This is a genomic window from Vagococcus salmoninarum (genome assembly GCF_003987495.1).
Lineage (GTDB): Bacteria > Bacillota > Bacilli > Lactobacillales > Vagococcaceae > Vagococcus_D > Vagococcus_D salmoninarum.
In genome coordinates this window covers 29116-47515 of the sequence record NZ_NGJU01000002.1, presented here as the reverse complement: position 1 = coordinate 47515, position 18400 = coordinate 29116, and the positions used below count along the sequence as shown (strand labels likewise).

Annotated in this window: 13 protein-coding genes and 1 pseudogene; 10 read left to right on the top strand and 4 right to left on the bottom strand. The window is 38.3% G+C overall.

Annotated elements, in window-relative coordinates:
* The first annotated feature begins 9 nt into the window (after nucleotides 1-9).
* The 3 genes from parC (at nucleotide 10) to pflA (ending at nucleotide 5996) form a co-directional block, all read left to right on the top strand.
* Nucleotides 10-2481, top strand: a complete 2472-nt coding sequence (gene parC, locus CBF35_RS01880) for a DNA topoisomerase IV subunit A (RefSeq protein WP_126778186.1) — start codon at nucleotides 10-12, stop codon at nucleotides 2479-2481.
* A gap of 332 nt (nucleotides 2482-2813) precedes the next feature.
* Nucleotides 2814-5060, top strand: a complete 2247-nt coding sequence (pflB, locus tag CBF35_RS01875) for a formate C-acetyltransferase (protein ID WP_126778185.1) — start codon at nucleotides 2814-2816, stop codon at nucleotides 5058-5060.
* A gap of 162 nt (nucleotides 5061-5222) precedes the next feature.
* Nucleotides 5223-5996 carry a pyruvate formate-lyase-activating protein gene (pflA, locus tag CBF35_RS01870; protein ID WP_126778184.1) on the top strand — a complete coding sequence of 258 codons (774 nt, stop codon included), beginning with the start codon at nucleotides 5223-5225 and terminating at the stop codon, nucleotides 5994-5996.
* 67 nt (nucleotides 5997-6063) lie between these two features.
* Here the strand turns inward: pflA and CBF35_RS01865 are convergent, their stop codons facing one another.
* Nucleotides 6064-6267, bottom strand: coding sequence for a DUF6366 family protein (locus CBF35_RS01865; RefSeq protein WP_126778183.1), 204 nt, complete (start codon nucleotides 6265-6267; stop codon nucleotides 6064-6066).
* A gap of 148 nt (nucleotides 6268-6415) precedes the next feature.
* On the opposite strand from CBF35_RS01865, the gene CBF35_RS01860 reads away from it, so the two are divergent.
* The 3 genes and pseudogenes from CBF35_RS01860 to CBF35_RS15055 all read left to right on the top strand — a co-directional run bounded on the left by CBF35_RS01860 (nucleotide 6416) and on the right by CBF35_RS15055 (nucleotide 10182).
* Entirely contained in the window at nucleotides 6416-7048 is a 633-nt protein-coding gene (locus CBF35_RS01860; RefSeq protein WP_126778182.1) for a GntR family transcriptional regulator, read from the top strand.
* 219 nt (nucleotides 7049-7267) lie between these two features.
* Nucleotides 7268-8461, top strand: a complete 1194-nt coding sequence (locus CBF35_RS01855) for a quaternary amine ABC transporter ATP-binding protein (RefSeq protein WP_170174684.1) — start codon at nucleotides 7268-7270, stop codon at nucleotides 8459-8461.
* Nucleotides 8454-10182 (top strand): annotated as a pseudogene (locus CBF35_RS15055) (ABC transporter permease/substrate binding protein). The gene CBF35_RS01855 and the pseudogene CBF35_RS15055 overlap by 8 nt, the downstream one beginning before the upstream one ends.
* Before the next feature lie 114 nt (nucleotides 10183-10296).
* Here the strand turns inward: CBF35_RS15055 and CBF35_RS01840 are convergent.
* Complete coding sequence (locus CBF35_RS01840) at nucleotides 10297-11742, bottom strand: four-carbon acid sugar kinase family protein (protein WP_126778179.1); 1446 nt, start codon at nucleotides 11740-11742, stop codon at nucleotides 10297-10299.
* Entirely contained in the window at nucleotides 11735-12628 is an 894-nt protein-coding gene (locus CBF35_RS01835; RefSeq protein ID WP_126778178.1) for an NAD(P)-binding domain-containing protein, read from the bottom strand. Before CBF35_RS01835 ends, CBF35_RS01840 begins: the two co-directional genes overlap by 8 nt.
* Before the next feature lie 253 nt (nucleotides 12629-12881).
* Between CBF35_RS01835 and CBF35_RS01830 the strand changes: the two genes are divergently transcribed.
* The 4 genes from CBF35_RS01830 (at nucleotide 12882) to CBF35_RS01815 (ending at nucleotide 17200) form a co-directional block, all read left to right on the top strand.
* Nucleotides 12882-14144 carry a GntP family permease gene (locus tag CBF35_RS01830; protein WP_126778177.1) on the top strand — a complete coding sequence of 421 codons (1263 nt, stop codon included), beginning with the start codon at nucleotides 12882-12884 and terminating at the stop codon, nucleotides 14142-14144.
* A gap of 148 nt (nucleotides 14145-14292) precedes the next feature.
* Nucleotides 14293-15240 (top strand): LysR family transcriptional regulator, encoded by a 948-nt coding sequence (locus CBF35_RS01825; protein WP_126778176.1) that lies wholly within the window; start codon nucleotides 14293-14295, stop codon nucleotides 15238-15240.
* Nucleotides 15241-15265: 25 nt separating this feature from the next.
* The gene (locus CBF35_RS01820) at nucleotides 15266-16192 is read left to right on the top strand and encodes a manganese-dependent inorganic pyrophosphatase (protein ID WP_126778175.1); all 927 of its coding nucleotides are present in this window, start codon (nucleotides 15266-15268) and stop codon (nucleotides 16190-16192) included.
* A gap of 87 nt (nucleotides 16193-16279) precedes the next feature.
* A complete protein-coding gene (locus CBF35_RS01815; protein WP_126778174.1) occupies nucleotides 16280-17200 on the top strand; it encodes a hypothetical protein in 921 nt (306 codons plus the stop codon).
* Between the two features lie 3 nt (nucleotides 17201-17203).
* Here the strand turns inward: CBF35_RS01815 and CBF35_RS01810 are convergent, their stop codons facing one another.
* Complete coding sequence (locus CBF35_RS01810) at nucleotides 17204-18127, bottom strand: ROK family protein (RefSeq protein WP_126778173.1); 924 nt, start codon at nucleotides 18125-18127, stop codon at nucleotides 17204-17206.
* Nucleotides 18128-18400: the final 273 nt, after the last annotated feature.

The following is an 18400-nucleotide window of genomic DNA, read 5'->3' as shown; positions in this document are numbered from 1 at the left end:
GACATCAAGATGACTGCACGGGATGATATTCAAGAACTTGCCCTGAAAGAAGTGATGGGCGATCGCTTTGGTCGCTATTCAAAGTATATTATTCAAGAACGGGCGTTGCCAGATATTAGAGATGGCTTAAAGCCTGTTCAACGCCGGATTTTATATGCCATGGATCATGATGGCAATACCTATGATAAAGCTTTTAGAAAATCAGCTAAATCTGTAGGTAATATTATGGGTAACTATCACCCTCACGGAGACAGTAGTATTTATGAAGCCATGGTTCGGATGAGCCAAGATTGGAAACTTCGAGGCGTCTTAATCGAAATGCACGGTAACAATGGTAGTATGGATGGTGATCCACCAGCTGCGATGCGTTATACGGAAGCCCGCTTGTCAAAATTAAGTGGCGAACTCTTAGAAGACATTGAAAAAGAAACAGTTGATTTAGTTTGGAACTTTGATGACACTGAAAAAGAGCCAACGGTTTTACCTGCTAAGTACCCAAACTTATTAGTCAATGGGTCTACAGGGATCTCCGCTGGGTATGCTACGGACATTCCTACTCATAATTTAGGTGAAGTGATTGATGGGACAATCTATTTGATTGACCATCCGAATGCTAGTCTAGATAAATTAATGGAATTTATTCCGGGACCAGATTTCCCAACAGGTGGTATTTTACAAGGGGTTAAAGAAATTAAACAAGCCTATCAAACAGGTAAAGGTCGGGTCGTCTTACGTTCTGAAACGAAGATTGAAGGGATTAAGGGCGGTAAGGAACAAATCGTCATTAATGAAATTCCTTATGAAGTCAATAAAGCTAGTCTCGTTAAGAAGATGGACGAAATCCGTTTAAACAAAAAAATTGACGGGATTGCTGAAGTTCGTGACGAAAGTGACCGAACAGGCCTGCAAATTGTGGTGGAACTTAAAAAAGAAGCCAATGCTGAAGGGATTTTAAACTATCTTTTCAAAAATACTGAGTTGCAAGTCAATTATAACTTCAACATGGTGGCGATTGATAAGCAACGTCCGCAACAAGTTGGTTTACGTCGCTTCTTAGAAGCGTATGTTGATCACCGCAAAGATGTCATTACTCGTCGTAGTGATTTTGAATTGAAAAAAGCCCGCAAACGTCAGCATATTGTAGAAGGTTTAATTAAAGCCTTATCAATTTTAGATGAAGTGATTGCAACGATTCGTGGCAGTAAAGATAAAAAAGACGCTAAAATGAATTTAGTGGCAGCTTATCAATTTACGGAAGAACAAGCTGAAGCCATCGTTTCATTGCAATTGTACCGTTTAACGAATACTGATATTACCGCTCTAGAAGCGGAAGGCCAAGAACTAGCTGAGACAATCAGTCGGTTATTATTAATTTTAAACGACGAAAGCCAACTCTTCAAAGTCATGAAAGCGGAATTAAGAGATGTTAAGAAAAACTATGCTACGCCGCGAATGACCAGAATTGAAACGGAGATTCAAGAAATTGTCGTAGATACCGAAGTCTTAATCGCTCAAGAAGACGTGATTGTCACAGTCACGAAAGAAGGGTACATGAAACGGAGTGGCTTACGTTCTTTCAGTGCCTCTAGTCCAGAAGAAATTGGCATGAAAGAAACGGACACATTAATTTACGCAAAACAATTGAATACGTTAGAACATATTTTAATGGTGACAAACCAAGGGAATATGATTTACCGACCGGTTCATGAGTTACCAGATATTCGTTGGAAAGACGTTGGCGAGCATATCTCCCAACATCTTTCAGGCTTAGAAGTCGATGAAGCGATTATTAGTGTCTTTGATTATAAAGAAATAGCGAAAGATAAGTCTTTTGTCTTTATTACTAGAGATGGCATGATCAAACAAACCAAAATGTCAGAATTCGCAGTTTGGCGCACATATAAAGGCCGACCAACGATGTGTATGAACTTGAAAGGTGACAATGAAGAGATTGTTGACTGTTACTTAGTTGATGATAATGTGGCACTAGATGTCTTCTTAGTCAGTAACCGGGGCTTCGGCTTACGTTATCCTTTAAATGAAGTCACAACAGTTGGCGCCCGAGCAGCTGGGGTTAAATCAATTAACTTAAAAGATGGCGATTATGTCATTAATGGTTTACTCGTTTATCCTGAGGGCGACACGCCAATTGTCATTGTGACTCAACGGGGAGCAGTTAAGCGGATGTTAGCTCAAGAAATACCGCCACTAAGTCGAGCTAAACGAGGCTTAATGGTCATTCGTGAGTTGAAAAATAATCCTCATCGCGTAGTTTATATGACTGAAACGATTAAAGGACAGACTCTCGAAATAACCACTCAAAACAATACCCGCTACACTTTTGAAGGGAAAGATTTCCCAATGAGTGACCGAACATCCAATGGCTCATTTATTACTGATGAGAAAAAAGATGGGGAAGTATTCTCTGTTCATAAGTTAGTTGACATGGATGTCATTAAAGAAAAACCAGAAACGAAATAAGCTTAACAGGTAAGGGGCTGCCCTTATCTGTTTTTTTGTTGTGCTATTCCAACTGCTCTGTTATACAAAAAAACGATTACATTGCAACTGTTATAGTACAGAGGAAGAGGTGTTTTTTCAAATAATGCTGGATCTGCGAAAAAGATTGTTCAAAGATATTCAAACTTGAAAGGTTGTTAAAACAGCGTTTTTAGTATAATTATGTTAAAAAACAGCTCCTTTGTATAGTTTTTGACAAAAAAAGCTTGTGATTTAATTATCTTGTGTTATACTGAGTTTATAAACCTGTTACATATGATTTATTGTCATATAATTTTAAGGAGGCTATTTAAATGGAAGCATGGAATGGATTTAAAGGCAAACAGTGGAAAACAAGTGTCAACGTAAGAGACTTTATTCAAGCTAACTACACAGAATACAAAGGTGACGACAGCTTTTTAGAGCCTATCGCACCAAGTACAGACAAATTATGGACTAAATTACAAGAATTATTCGAAGTGCAACATGAAAAAAATGGCGTTTACGACATGGATACAAATATCCCTGCAACAGTGACTTCTCATGGTCCTGGTTACTTAATCAAAGATGAAGAAAAAATTGTTGGATTACAAACAGATGTCCCATTGAAACAAGCTTTCATGCCTTACGGCGGAATTAACATGGCAAACAATGCTTTAAAAGCTAATGGCTATGAAGTAGACCCAGAAATGTCTAACATTTTCTCTAACTGGAGAAAAACTCATAACCAAGGCGTTTTCGATGCTTACACACCAGAAATGCGTGCAGCACGTAAAAACAAAATCATTACTGGTTTACCAGATGCTTATGGCCGTGGTCGGATTATTGGTGACTACCGTCGTCTAGCTTTATATGGTATTGATTTCTTAATGGCTGAAAAAGCAAAAGATCATGCTAACACAGGTAACAAAGTTATGACTGACGATATTATTCGTTTACGTGAAGAAATTAACGAGCAATATAAAGCCTTAGGTCAAATTAAAGAAATGGCTGCTTCATACGGTTTTGATATTTCTGGACCAGCTACAAATGCTCAAGAAGCTATCCAATGGTTATACTTTGGTTACTTAGCAGCAATCAAATCACAAAATGGCGCGGCAATGTCAATTGGACGTGTCTCTGCCTTCTTAGATATCTTTATCCAACGTGATTTAGACAATGGTGTAATTACTGAATTTGAAGCCCAAGAAATGATTGACCACTTGATCATGAAATTAAGAATGGTTAAATTTGCTCGGACACCTGATTACAACCAATTATTCTCTGGTTACCCAATTTGGGCAACATTATCAATCGCTGGTATGGGATTAGACGGTCGTTCATTAGTTACGAAGAGTGATTTCCGGATCTTACATACATTAACAAACATGGGACCTTCACCAGAACCAAACTTAACAGTCCTTTATTCATCACACGAACCAGAAGGCTTCAGAACTTATGCAGCTAAAATTGCCAAAGAAAGTTCATCGATTCAATTTGAAAATGATGACTTACTACGTGCTAACTGGGGATCAGATGACTGTGCTATCGCTTGTTGTGTGTCTGCAACAGTTATGGGTAAAGACATGCAATTCTTCGGTGCCCGTGCTAACTTAGCGAAAGCTGTTCTTTACGCCATCAATGGTGGTGTCGATGAAATGACGAAAGCTCAAGTTGCTCCAAGATTCCGTCCGATGACTGGTGATTCACTTGATTACGAAGAATTCTTAACGCGTTTCACTGATATTATGGATTGGTTAGCTGAATTGTATGTAAATACTTTAAATGTTATCCACTTTATGCACGATAAATACGCTTATGAAGCGCCACAATTAGCCTTTATGGAAAGTGACTTAAAACGTACTTTCGCAACTGGTATTGCTGGAATTTCTCATGCTGCTGATAGTTTAATGGCAATCAAACATGGTGAAGTTGAAGTTATCCGTGATGAAACTGGTTTAGCAATTGATTACAAACCAACGAAAGCTTTCCCAACTTACGGAAACGATCAAGCAGAAGCTGATGCAACTGCAAACTGGATCTTAGAATACTTTATGACTCAAATCAAACGTCAACACACATACCGTCACTCAACACCAACAACGTCATTATTGACAATTACGTCAAACGTTGTTTACGGTAAAGCGACTGGTAACACACCAGATGGCCGTCGTGCTGGTAAACCGTTAGCGCCAGGAGCTAACCCAAGTTACCAAGATGGTAAATTCTTAGGTGAGAAAAATGGTCTTTTATCATCATTAAACTCAACTGCTCGTCTTGATTATACAAATGCCCTAGATGGTATTTCTAATACACAAACAATCAACCCGAATGGTTTAGGTAAAGATGATACAACAAGAATTAACAACTTACGAAATGTGATGGATGGTTACTTCAACAATGGTGGTTACCACTTGAACGTTAACGTCTTCACTAATGAGTTATTATTAGATGCCCAAGCTCATCCTGAAAAATACCCTAACTTAACAATCCGTGTTTCTGGTTATGCCGTTAAGTTCCGTGATTTAACAGCTGAGCAACAAGCAGACGTCATTGCAAGAACTTCACACGATCACATGTAAATTAAAAGTAATTTTAATTTGCAAGACTCACAGTAAATAAGTAGCAAGAGTTATAAAGCTTGTGAAGTATTTATAAAAGCGATACAATAAATATAACTTAAAGAAGTGACTAGGTGACTAAGCCAAGTCACTTCTTTTTAAATAAAGAGAAGAGGAATAATTATGGCAAATCCTGTAGTTGGTAGAATTCACTCCACAGAAAGTTTTGGTACTGTTGACGGACCTGGTGTCCGCTTTATCGTCTTTACTCAAGGGTGTCGCATGCGTTGCGAATTCTGTCACAATCCCGACACTTGGAAAATCGGTGGCGGCCGTGAAGTGACTAGTGATGAAGTATTAGAAGAAGCCTTAAAATATCGTAGCTATTGGGGCGAAAAGGGCGGTATTACAGTCAGTGGTGGCGAACCTTTATTACAACTGGATTTCCTAACCGATCTCTTTAAAAAAGCGAAAGCCCTAGGCATTCATACAACAATCGATACGTGTGGCAAGCCTTTCAGTCATGAAGAACCTTTTATTAGTGAATTTTCAGAACTAATGAAGTATACGGATATGTTGTTGTTTGATATTAAACATATCGATGCTGAAGGTCATAAACAATTAACTAAAAATACGAATGACAACATTTTGGAAATGGCTAAATACTTATCAGACATTAAAAAACCAGTTTGGATTCGTCACGTTTTAGTGCCTGAAAGAACCGATTACGACGAGTACTTAATTCGTTTGAATGCTTTTATTGAAACGTTAGAAAACGTTGATAAAGTTGAAATCTTACCTTATCACACGATGGGTCGATACAAGTGGGAAGAGTTGGACTTAGAATATCCATTAGAAGGCATTGATCCGCCAACGCAAGAACGGGTTAAAAATGCCCAAGATATCCTCCATGTTCACGATTACCAAGGCTATTTAACTCAAACTTACCAAAAATAAAGTTAAGCCCTGATTCATCAAGTTAGTTGATGAGTCAGGGCTTTTTAATATGAAGGCAGAATCAACACTACTTAAAAACAAAAAATACAATCAGTAACAAGAGACATAAAATAATCGAAATCGCTGTCAAGCTCAGGGAACTAGTTAAGTCGGTGAGACAACCTATTTTAGCTTTGTGGTGAGCGTCATTTAGGGAGCTTAATGGCCGGTGCTTTTTTTCTTCAAAACGGCTTTTTTCTTGTGTCAAATGAGGGTCATCTCGATTAGTCATAAGTTTACCTCCTGATTTATGGTTATTTTTAATTGACTGGTTATAGTAGTAGTCAAAGGTTACGTGGTTTAGTCTAATATCTTTGGCTATGATATAATATAAAAAATGGTTTACGACAATATGTAGCCAAAGAAAGGTGAGTCCTAGTATGATTAACAAACCTAAAACCCGTTTACCACGCTATCAACAAGTAGCTGTTGACGTGGCTAACCGGATTGCCCAAAATGAGTTTAAAGTCGGCGATAAACTGCACGCCCGTTCCAAATTAGCCTCATATTATAAAGTATCACCAGAAACAGCTCGAAAGGCCGTTTCGATCTTAGTTGACCTAGACATTGTGACTGTTAAACACGGCAGTGGTTTTTCCGTTGCCTCGGCATCATTAGCTAAAGAGTTCACAGAGCAGTATCAAGACGTTCAGTCAATTCAAGATTTAAAGACGATGATGGAGCAAAGTATGATTAGACAACAAGAAGAATTAAGCTTTTTTTCAGGTGTCTTAGATAATCTCTTAGTCCAAACAAATAATTTTTATACAGCCAATCCTATGAATCCTTTTCAGATAAAAGTGTCTGATAAATGCGAGTATTTAAATGAAACTATTGGCGAAATAAACTTATGGCAAAAAACCTATGCTACTTTAATAGCAATTGATCACCAAGGCGAGTTAGTTGTTTCGCCAGGACCCTATGCTCAGATCCAAGAAGGGGACTTATTATACTTCGTTGGCACAGCTGCTTCAATCCAACGGGTCGAAAATTATTTTTATCCTAATGATTAAAGTGACTACTTATACACCCTTAAAAAGTGATAAGTAGTCACTTTTTGTCTTTTTTAATAAGGGCGTTACCTCAAGTTTGTAAGCGGATAAATGCTGATTTATTACTATTTTAATCTAGTTTCCAGCTAAGGAACTTTGACATAGTGACCATTTAGTTATACTCTTAAGAGGTCACTTTTTGTGAAGACAAATAAGAAGAATTAATTTGGAGGGGCTATTTTGCCAAAAGTTAAAATAGAAAATCTAACGAAGATTTTCGGAAAAAAAGTAAAAACAGCGTTAAGTATGACTCAAGAGAATCGAAGTAAAACAGACATTTTAAACGAAACTGGTGCAACAGTTGGCGTTTATAATGTTAACTTCGAAGTTGAGGAAGGAGAAATTTTTGTTATTATGGGACTTTCCGGTAGTGGGAAATCGACGTTGATTCGCTTATTGAATCGTTTGATTGAACCAACAGCTGGTAACATCTTCATTGATGAACAAAACATTTCGACTTTAGATAAAGATGACTTGCGTGAAGCACGTCGCACAAAAATGAGTATGGTATTCCAAAACTTTGGATTGTTTCCTCATAAAACAATTCTCGAGAATACTGAGTTTGGTTTGGAAATTCGTGGTGTTGAAAAAGCCGACCGGGAAAAAGTTGCCTTACAAGCTTTAGATAACTCTGGCTTATTGCCTTACAAGGACCAATTCCCGAATCAATTATCTGGTGGAATGCAACAACGGGTTGGTTTAGCTAGAGCGTTAGCGAATGATCCTGAAATTTTATTAATGGATGAGGCTTTCTCAGCCTTAGATCCTTTAATTCGTCATGAAATGCAAGATGAATTATTAGACTTGCAACAAAATGTTAAGAAAACCATTATTTTCATTACTCATGATTTAAACGAAGCCTTACGTTTAGGTGACCGGATTGCTTTGATGAAAGATGGTCAAATTATGCAAGTCGGAACTGGGGAAGAAATTCTGAAAAACCCGGCCAATGATTATGTTGAAAGTTTTATTGAAGACATCGACCGTTCGAAAGTCTTAACAGCTGAAAGCATTATGATTCCTGGTATCACCACTAATATTGATGTGGATGGACCGAACGTGGCTTTAAGTAAAATCAGAAAAGCTGGTGTTAGTTTATTAATTGCCGTCGATAAATCTCGTAAGTTACATGGTTACGTAACGGTTGATGATGCATTAAGAGCTAAAAAAGAAGAATTAAAACTAGCAGATGTGATTAGGACAGATATTATCGAAATTTCTAAAGATACTTTACTTAACGATATATTTGATTTAATTCATGATTCTCCAGCACCAGTTGCCGTCACTGACAATGGGCGTTTATTAGGAATCATTATTAGAGGTGCGATTGTCGGCGCCTTGACTAAATCAAATGGAGTGAATGTAAATGAATAGTATATTATTAGTAGCAAAATTACCAGTAGCAAAATGGGTGACTAGTTTTGTCGACTGGTTAACCGAAGCCTTTTCTGGGTTCTTTAGAATTATTCAAGTGATTGGCCAATTCATTATGGACTCAATAACGGATTTCCTGATTTTGATCCCACCTGTTGTGTTTATTATTGCGGTAGTGGCTGCGGCTTTCTTCCTATCTAATAAAAAATGGGGCTTAGCCACCTTTAGTGGTCTTGGTTTATTGTTTATCTTAAACCAAGGACTATGGATTGACTTAATGAATACGATCACCTTAGTTGTTGTGTCTAGTGTCGTCTCGGTCGTCATTGGTGTGCCTTTAGGAATCTTAATGGCGAAAAGTGATCGTGCTCAAGCGATTGTGACACCATTCTTAGACTTTATGCAAACAATGCCGGGCTTTGTTTACTTAATTCCAGCAGTAGCCTTCTTTGGAATTGGTGTTGTCCCAGGGGTTTTCGCCTCAGTGATTTTCGCCTTACCACCAACGGTTCGCTTTGCTAACTTAGGGATTCGTCAAGTACCGACAGAATTAGTAGAAGCCTCAGACTCATTTGGTAGTACTGGGTGGCAAAAACTCTTTAAAGTTGAACTGCCTTTAGCTAAAAATACGATTATGGCCGGTGTTAACCAAACGGTGATGCTAGCTTTATCAATGGTCGTTATCGCTTCAATGATCGGTGCACCAGGTCTTGGCCGTGGCGTACTGTCAGCACTGCAACGTGCACAAGTCGGCAATGGTTTTGTCAGTGGGGTTGCGATTGTTGTCTTAGCAATTATTATCGACCGCTTTACTCAATACTTAAATAAAGATAAATATTAATCAAAGGAGTCTTTTTGTGAGACATAAAATAAAAATTGTTAGTTTACTAACTTTATTAGCAACAGTTAGTGTCTTTTTAATCAGTTGTGGCACGAGTGAGAAAAAAACCGGCGACAAAGGCGATGTGTCATTAGTCTACGTTGAATGGGATACAGAACTAGCTTCGACGAATGTCATTGGTCAAGTGATCGAAAGCTTAGGTTACAATGTAACATTAACACCTTTAGATAATGCCATTATGTGGGAATCTATTTCTAAAGGCGAAGCCGATGCAATGGTCGCTGCTTGGTTACCAAATACGAGTGGTGCTCATTACGAGAAATTTGAAGATAAAATTGATCACTTAGGTGTCAATTTACCTTCTGCCCAAGTTGGTTTAGTTGTTCCTACTTATATGGATGTGGATTCGATTGAAGACCTTGATGATCAGGCGAAAAAGACAATTGTCGGAATTGAACCTGGAGCAGGTGTAGTAATGGCTACTGAAAGAGCCTTAGAAGACTACCCTAACTTGAAAGACTGGACAATTGATACATCGTCATCAGGAGTCATGACTGTGGCCTTAGACCAAGCAATTAAGAACAAAGAGGATATTATTGTCACTGGTTGGTCACCGCACTGGAAATTCGCAAAACATGACTTGAAATATTTAGAAGACCCTCGTCAAAGCTTTGGTGGGGAAGAGTCAATTAACACGATTGCCCGTCTCGGCCTAAAAGAAGACATGCCAGAAGTTCATAGCGTGCTTTCAAAATTCCAATGGGATCAAGCTGATATGGAAGAAGTCATGTTGCAAATTAACAAAGGGGAAGACCCTGATGTAGCCGCTAAGAAATGGATTGAAAAGAATCCTGAGAAAGTTAATAGCTGGCTCGAATAATTTAAGCGAAGGACGGTGATCTATTTCTGAAGAAAATTCAGAAATAGATCACCGTTTTTTTCCCTTTATAAAGACTTTAGTTCCTAGGAAACTAGCAGAACGATCAGTCAAGTCTCACTGCTGAGTGTTATGGCGTTGGTCTTCCAAAGCTTTAACAATCTCATCTAAGGTTGTAACATGGCCGATATTACCAGGAAAAATAATACAAGGAAGTTGGTTAAATTTAGTGGGAGCAACGCTCTGCCAAACAGGGATTCCTGGTTTTATTTGACCTCTGACAGTAGCGTGATTAATTTTTAATGCTTTAGTTAAGATGTCACTAGAAGTTATCCCCCCTTTAGTTATAAGGTAAGCTGGAATGACTTCTAAGTTCTCAATTAACTCAGTCAGCGCATTACCAATTAATAAAGCAATCTCCAAATCGGTCTGTTTTTGGTTTAGGGGGGCGTTGACAACTGTCCGACTTGTATAAATCAAGACGGTTTGGCCTCGGTTAATGTCGCCACTGATTTTCCTTAATAAGTTTTGGGACTCTTCAGCCAGGAGTAAGGGATCTAAAATGACTTCTGTCTTTAGTAAGTAACTGGAAACCCCTTTGTTAACTAACAAAGCGGCTAATTGTTTTGTCGTTAAGTCGGTATGGGAACCAACAATAATTAAGCCACCTTTAGTAGCGGACCTTGGTAATAAATCAGAGGCTGTCAATAAAGGTTGGTCCGTTATGCCTGCTAAAATCTGAGGAAAACTAGCTGCGGTTCGAAAAAGAAAGTTTTTACCGGTTCTTAAGCTTCTTAGGATAATGATGACTGCCACAGCAATGTCTTCATTCAGGATGGCGTTAAGAATCAATTTCTTAAAATCAGTTAATTGTGTTAGTTGGACTGAAAGCGTGGCAAAATCTAGTTGACGAATAGTTGCCAAGTCAAAGCTGAGAATTTGCTCATCTGTCAGTGGCGGGGAAGTTTTTTCTTTCAACCACTCCTCGAGATTTGAATGTTGATAGCCAAAAGTTAAGTCTTTGGCGAATTCTGTCTCAGCTACTGGAATTAATTCCGTATTAGTTGCCAAGTAATGGTGATTATTAATCGTTAAACGACCACCTTCTAAGAAAAAAGGGCAAATGATTTCCCCATCAAAACTTAAAGGACTTTCAGTTTCAAGAGTCTTTTTGAGAGTCAGGGTTTCTAAAGGATAGTGACCTCTCAAGGTGGAGTCGCTGCGACTAACAATTAAGAATGGTCGGCCCTCGGCTGCAGTTAAAATATTTTTAGCAATCTCTTGATGAATTTTTTCTGTTTCAGCAGGGGACATACTGCGAGAGTTAGTTAAAATATAAAAAAGCCGATTACTATCGTTAAAGCCTTTTCTCAGGCTTTTAAGGGACCAATTAGTGAAGACGCTGACACTATGAACGGTTTGGGTTCCAGTAGGATCATCGTCAAGGACGATAATTTGGTGTTGGGATTTTTTGAGTTCCTCTTTGAGCAAGTAAGTAATTACCTTTTTATTCGGTAGCGGGTAAGCATTGGCAATTGTCGGGGAAGGATTTTTTTTAGTCATCAGTGGCTCCTTTAAGGGGGTTACTTAGTTCGTAATATTTAAGTAAGGCGGAGTGATCTTCATGGGCGAGACCTTCGGAAGTTAAGCGGTCAAAATAAGAGTGAACTTGCTCGGATAAGGGTAAAGCTATTTGCAAGTCCCGACTAGCAGCTAAGACGTTGGCCATGTCTTTTTGATTAATATCAATCCGGCCGCCAGCTTGAAAGTTTCGCTGTAACATCATCGGTGCTTTCTGTTCGAGGACGGCACTACTAGCTAAGCCTTGACTAATAGCTTCGACCATTTTTGCTGTGTCAATTTGAAATTCCGATGCTAAAAAGATGGCTTCTGAGAGGGCAGCGATAGTCGTATTAACGAGAATTTGATTAGCTAATTTAGCAATTGTGCCTGCACCAACATCACCGATTAAGACAGTTGAGTGACCTAAGACCTCAAACAGCTCACGGCTTTCTTTTAAGACTTCTGCTTGCCCACCGACCATAAAGGAGAGGATGCCTTCAATCGCACCAACTTCACCACCACTGACAGGGGCGTCTAGGAGAGCAATCTGTTTTTTTGCTAGAGCTTTGGCCAATTTAGTAATTAAACTTAGTGAGACGGAACTCGTACAAATCACAATTGAACCTGGTTTGATGACATTAATTATACCAGTTGGACTAAAGAAGAGGTCGTCAATAATTTGATTTGTCGGTAACATAATAAAGATAATCTGGCTTTTTAAGGCTAAATTAGTTGGCGAGTCGCAGATGTGAGCGCCTAAGCTTTCCACCATTAGGGCTTGGTTGTGATTGATATCGTAAACAAAGGGACGGAAATTGGCTGCTAAGAGGTTTTTGACCATTGGTTGGCCCATAATTCCTAAACCGATAAAACCAATATCTTTCATAATAATTCTCCTTTATAAGTAAAACTAAGAGACAGGCAAAAAGGTCTGTAGTAGGGGGAATCAGAAGGGGCTGAAGGCAATTGGGAAAATACAAAACAATCCTACCATTTTTATAAAACGCTGTCAATTGCTTAGTTGTTGACTTTGTGCCAGTCAGATATTACACTATTTTTAAGTTGTCACTTCAGATTTTAGACTAGAAAATTGTCCTTACCAATTGTTGTCATTTGGAATTGTTTAGAAAGGATTAACTATGACTAGCGATATTTCGGCTTTAGGAGCCATCATTGGTTTGTTGTTTTCAGTTTTCTTAATTTTCAAAAAAGTCACTCCCGTTTATTCGTTAATTAGTGGTGCTATTTTTGGTGGCTTAGTTGGCGGTGCTTCTTTAACAAGAACTGTTGAAATCATGATTGTCGGTGTTCAAGGAATTTCACCAGCCATTTTACGAATCTTAGCCGCCGGTGTCTTAGCAGGTGTCTTAATCGAGTCAGGAAGCACGATTGTGATTGCCGAAAGAATTATTAAACAGCTCGGAGAATCCAAAGCCCTTTTAGCATTATCAATTGCGGCGATGATTTTAACAGCTTCAGGAGTTTTTCTTGATGTGGTCATTATTACTATTTCTCCAATTGCCCTTTCAATTGCGCAAAAAGCTGGTTTTAGTCGCTCAGCTATTTTATTAGCGATGATGGGTGGGGCTAAGGCTGGCAATATTATTTCACCAAACCCCAATTCAATTGCCATTGCAGAAGCTTTTGACATTCCTTTGTCCCAAGTCATGTTAGGGGGGATTATTCCAGCTCTTTTCGGCTTAGCCGCTACCTATCTCATGGCTAAAAGGACGTTTAAAAGTGGCAGTTATCTAAAGACAGTAAGTGTCAAAGAAGTGGAAAGGGTTGAATTGAGTTTTATTAAGGCGATGTCACCAGCAGGGATTGCGATTTTTTTACTAATGCTAAGGCCCCTAGCTGGGATTGAAATTGATCCGATTATTGCGTTGCCCCTCGGTGGGGTGATTGGTTGTTTAATAATCGACAGCCATCAAAAAATAATCCCTTATTCTGAAAAAGGATTGCTGAAAATGTCCGGCGTGGCTTTGATTTTATTAGGAACAGGAACGTTAGCTGGGATCGTTAGTCATTCCGGGATTGGTGAACTGTTAATTCAAGGGATCGAATACATCGGGTTGCCAGTCTATATGTTAGCGCCTATTTCTGATATTTTGATGGGCGCTGCTACCGCCTCAACTACGTCTGGTTCCGCTATTACCGGTTCCGTTTTTAGTGACACCATTGTCAATTCAGGGATATCAGCTGTCGGTGGCGCGGTTATGATTCATACCGGCGCGACTGTTATCGATATGTTACCCCATGGCAGTATTTTTCATGCTTCCTCAGGGCCAATCGATATGACTTTTAAAGAAAGATTAAGGTTAATCCCTTATGAAGCAACTATTGCTATGGTGACGGTAGTTGTGGCAACATTGATCTACGGTTTGTTGAAAATCATGTAACTTACAGTTAAAGAAGTCTTTAATAATAAAAGAAATCATCAAGGGCTGGCTCTCAGTAGTGATAAAGTCTTGATTTCTTTTATTTTTTACTAGTCTTTGTGTTACAATATATAAGTATTCAGTAATTTTAGAAAGAGGTTTTTACCAGATGAAAGATCAACCGAGTAGTATTATTTCATCACGGGCGTTTGCTTATTTTTTACAATTAGCCGACACACTAAACTACACGAAAACAGCTAGTTTATTGGGGATTTCACAGCCGGCCCTGACACAGCAAATAAAAAAACTTGAAAAAAAATTAGAAACAACCTTGTTCGCCACCAATGGTAAACAACTCCATTTGACTGAAGCAGGTCAAATCATGCGTGATGCTGTAGAAAATATTTATGATATTTTAATTGATGCAGCGGAAAAAATTCACGATGAAAACTTAAGCACGACAGGTAAAATTACAATTGGTATTTCAGCTTCCGTAGAAGATAAAGTCATGACGGAGTTTATTACTAATTATTATAAGCAATATCCAGATATTACGGTAACTTTATTAATGGTTGGTCGGAAAGAAGTCTGGGAGTTTTTAGAATCAAATCGCATCGACATTGCGGTTTTATATTTACCAAAAGAAGTGTTATCAAAGTGGCGAGATTACGAGTCCATTAATATTATTGAAGACGAGTTACTGTTCTTACACCACAATCAAGCCTTAGAAAAATTACAACGGATCTCTTACGAGGCTGCCCTAGCTTTTCCTTGGGTGACTTATCCGAAAAGTTATTTCGTTTCCCAAGTCATTCAATCAGCCTTTGCCGATCAAAGTCTGCCGAAACCTGAAGGGGTGGCACACTTTACGAAACCAGATCAAATGTTCCGTTTCAGTAATGAAACAGGTACTAATACAGCTTTACCAAGGTCTTTTTTCCAAGCTCATCGGCAAGAAGGCCAATTAGAAGCGATTCCTTTTGATCCGCCAATTGCTATGGACTTATCTTTTGTCTATCGCAAAGAAAAATTAGAAATTCCGCGAATTAGTCATTTTCTCAAAGAATTTATGTCTTACGTGTCTACCGAGGATTATATTTCTCGTTTAACAAAATAATAAATCATTTATAAGGGGTAATCATATGTCAAAAGTTTTAGTTTTCGGTCATCAAAATCCAGATACAGATGCCATTACATCAGCGATTTCATTCGCTTATTTACAAAATCAATTAGGGGTTGCAGCTGAAGCTGTCGCTTTAGGTCCAGTTAACGAAGAAACAGCTTATGCTTTAAATCATTTCGAGACAGCAGCACCGCGGATCGTCACAACAGCGGCCAATGAAACTCAGCAAGTCATGTTAGTCGATCACAACGAAGCGCAACAAAGCATTGCTGATATTGCTGACTTAGAAGTCTTAGCAGTCGTTGATCATCACCGAATTGCTAACTTTGAAACAGCTAACCCATTGTATTACCGAGGGGAACCTGTGGGCTGTACGAACACTATTATTTTGAAATTATACAAAGAACATGGCATTGCTATTCCTGAAAAAATTGCTGGCTTAATGTTATCAGCCATTGTTTCAGATTCATTATTATTCAAATCACCAACTTGTACCCCAGAAGATGTGGCGGCTGCGAAAGAGTTAGCCGTTATTTCTAAGACTGATTTAGAAAGTTACGGTTTAGACATGTTAAAAGCTGGAACAAATTTAAGTACTAAATCTGAAGCAGACTTACTGAACATGGATGCTAAAAGTTTCCCAATGGGAGATAAAAATGTCCGTATCGGTCAAGTAAATACTGTTGACGTGAATGAAGTCTTAGCTCGCCAAGTTAAGTTGGAAGCGGAAATGACTAAACAAAATGCAGAAGGTGGCTTTGATTTGTTTATTTTAGTCATTACTGATATTTTAGCAAGTGATTCAGCGATTTTAGTGATTGGTTCTGATCAAGACAAAGTTGAAAAAGCCTTTGAGACTAAATTAACGAATAATCAAGCTATTTTACCAGGAGTAGTTTCTCGGAAAAAACAAGTTGTACCACAATTAACAGCTGCATTTAAATAAGAATTCTCTGAGGCTGAAGCTAAAGTTTCAGCCTTATTTTTATAAAGTAGGCAATAATTATATTATGTCAACTAGAATGGAGTCACTATGAAAAACTTTACTTTAGCTAATTTTGGAGAAAAGCAGAAAAAATTTAAGTCAGCGCAACTTAAATGGCTGGAAGAACTAATTATTTGGCAAGAAGTTAACAACAAACCTCACATTACGTTAAGAGAAATTAAGGAAGTCTTACCAGCTTGGCAGTCAGTTGATGTTGATATGGGGTTATATGTGGAATCAGCCTTATACAACCGTGAACAAGGAAAATATACGAGTCAACTGCCTTTAATTTTAAGGGAAGAGCTCATGGAACTAGGGGGAATGGTTGAGGAAGTCAGTCAGAAAATGTTAGCAGGACTAGAAGGTTCAAAACTAACAAAGGTCTATAGTGCCATTGCCAGTCAGGAATTAAGAGCGGAATCAAGATTAACTTATGTAATGTCACCCTTAAACTATGACGAGCTTTACCAAAGTTTTATCATTAAAGAAGGGCGATATCTATATTGTGAAGCTAATAAAATTAATAGCGGCCAAGGAGTGGCTAATTTCTTTGCTAATTATCAAGGAACTCCTTTACAAGAAAAGGTCTATTCCTTATTAGGAGATATTAATCCAAGTTATTTTGTTGAAACTAGTGGAATATTATTAGAAATGGTCGATAACCAAGAACGAATTCGGCGAAGTAGACATAATATTATTATGGGAACCTTGCTTGAAATGGATTACTTAGCTGAGATCGGTCGGACAAATACTTTAGCTAAGCCGCTGCTTAAAGTGACTAGCAAAAACTTAGCTAAAGAGGTCAATCAAGTGAAAAATCGGCTTCAGACTGTTTGTCACGACTCTTTCAAGACTTGTCAGTCAGACTGGCAGCAAGAACTAGCAAAACACTTGCTAATTAGCCAAGTGTTAGCCGACCTAGGACCGATTCAAGAATTAGTAATCCTGGAAGAGGAGACTGTCACTTAATCGTTAGTCCTTACAGTTGTTTTGATAATGAATGACTGCTCCGATTAAGTTAGCCTCACTTTTAAAGTGACAAGTTTTTAAGACAGGTAAGGGAAAATCGGTTAATTCTACTGCAAAAAGACTATTTAAAATCGTTAAAAAGGGTGGGTTCTCACTAATCATTTCTGTCATATGCTGCTCTAAATTGGGAATCAAGGCAGGATTATTACTAATGCCACCACCAAAGCCAATCATTTCTGGTTTAAATGCCGCATTTAAACTAATTAAGACATGAGATAAGGCAACATACATTTGTTCTAACTCTTTTTGAGCTAAGTCGTCTCCTTGATCAGCTAACTCAAAGATATCTTTACCATTAAATGTGCTAGGTAATTTTAATTTTTTTAAAGAGACTCGGCGGGCAATTTTAACTAAGGAAACTTTTGAATTGTTGAAGACTTTGATGCTATCAGCAATGAGTTTTTCAAAATCATTAATTTTATCACTCGTTGTCGTTACTAATTGATGATCAGCCACCATGCCAATCCCGATGCCGGTGCCAATAATCACGAACAGACCATCTTTGACGTCTTTCCCAATTCCATAAGTTAATTCCGCTAAAGTCGCACTGTTAGCATCGTTAATCATCCGGACAGGTAGGTCGACAGTCTTTGAAAATTCTTGCTGGAATTCACCTAAATGAAGGAAAGGCACAAAACTAAACCCATTCACAAAGCCAGTCTCTTCATCAGTGTCCCCAGGGCAACTAAGAGCAATGCCGTTAATGTCATAAGTGCGATAAGTCTCACTTTTTAGCTCAATGATTTTATCGTAAAAAGCTTGTCGGGTTTTGGGAGTGGTAAATTCACCTGTTTGTTGCAATTCTTCTTGATGCCAAAGGCCATATTTAACAGCTGAACCACCAATATCAAGGGCAAGTAAGGTCATAATAGACTAACTCCTTTCTTATTTCTTTTTAGTGTAGCGAATCTAGACGCTGATAGCAAGTTTTCCGAAAACTCATCGGAATAAAATCAATTTTTGCATAATATGATGCAGAAATTGAGTGGATGACAGGAGCTAGGGGTGGTATATTAAGAATGTAAATGTTCAGGAATTTTGTTTTTAAATTTTTTTCATCCTATAGGGAAGAGGCAGCGGAAACTGTCTCTTTTTTTTTGTGTAAAAAAGTTGGTGGCGCAGAAAAATCGTGTTAAACTG